Origin of the sequence: Nocardiopsis mangrovi (genome assembly GCF_042653925.1) — a bacterium.
Classification (GTDB): Bacteria; Actinomycetota; Actinomycetes; order Streptosporangiales; family Streptosporangiaceae; genus Nocardiopsis_B; species Nocardiopsis_B mangrovi.
Map to the genome: position 1 here is coordinate 1 of NZ_JBHSFQ010000089.1, position 1,132 is coordinate 1,132.

Below are 1,132 nucleotides of genomic sequence, written 5' to 3' on the forward strand. Positions count from 1 at the left end.
GCCCTCGGCCACCGGGGTTCCCTCCTCGTCGACCACCGTGTAGCACCACCGGGTGGCCTTGTCGGTGGCTTCCTTCGCGAGTTCGCGGGCGGCCTCGGCGAGGATCGGCCCGTGGCCGGGGATCTCGCCCAGCGCCCGGGACCCCTGGCCGCCCATCTCAGCGGGGAGGGCGGCCAGCGGGATGATGACGTGGAGCTTGCCGACCGGCGAGAACGGCACCGGGGCGGGGGCGGCCAGCCCGGGGATGACCACCTGCCGCTCCCCGGCACCGGCGGCGTCGTCGTACTCGGCCACCTCCGGCGGGATCTCGGTGCCGGTGGTGGAGGGCAGGCGGCCCAGCAGCAGGCTCACGGCCACGTCGGCGCGGAGCCGGTCCAGGGACTGCCGGGTGTCGCCGCCGGTCATGTCCTGGGTGCCCGGGGCATCGGCCTGGAGGGCGCGGGCGATGGCGCTCAGGCGCTGGTGGATGGCCAGGGCGTCGGTGGTGTCGATGTCGGTGATGGACACCGATGCGGTACCGGGTTCGGTGGCGGCCTCGCCGTGGCGGAGCCTGACGGCGCGGTCGGCGATGGTGTGGGCCTTGCGTTCCTCGGCGCCTGCGGGGTCCAGTTCCAGGACGATCTTCTTGGCGAGGTTCTTCAGTTTCACCCCGGATTTGTCGCCCATGTCGGCGAGCATTCGCGCCTGGTAGGCGGTGGTGGTCGCGGGGTCCCAGTCCAGGGGGGCGGCGTCGACCACGATGCGGGTCCGGTATTCGTCGAGGTGCCCCTCGATGAGGGCTTGGTGCAGGGCGGGGAAGTCCTCGCCGAGGCGGTGGGCGTGGGTGATCCGGGTGAGGACGTGGGCGCAGGGGACGCCGAGTTCGCAGCCGATCTCGGCGGCGGCGTCCTCTTCGGCACTGACCTGGGTGGAGCCTGCGGGGTGGCCCTCAAGGCGGGTGCGGGCGAAGGCCGCCATGGTGTCGAGCTGGGCGGCTTCCAGCCAGCGCTTGGCGGCTTCGAAGCGGCCGATGAGATTCAGCTGCTCGTCGCCGGTCAGCGTGGCGGGGTCCACGGTGAGCACCCAGTCCGCCATCAACCCCCCGGCCAGCGGAGGCTCGGCTTCGGGGGTCACCTCCCGAGGGAGGTCGGCG

At 73.1% G+C, this 1,132-nt stretch carries 1 protein-coding gene; it reads right to left on the bottom strand.

Annotation, left to right across the window (positions count from 1 at the left end):
* Positions 1–1,132, bottom strand: a 1,132-nt coding sequence (locus ACFO4E_RS30055) for a DUF222 domain-containing protein (protein ID WP_378580712.1), incomplete at both ends; no start/stop codon positions are given.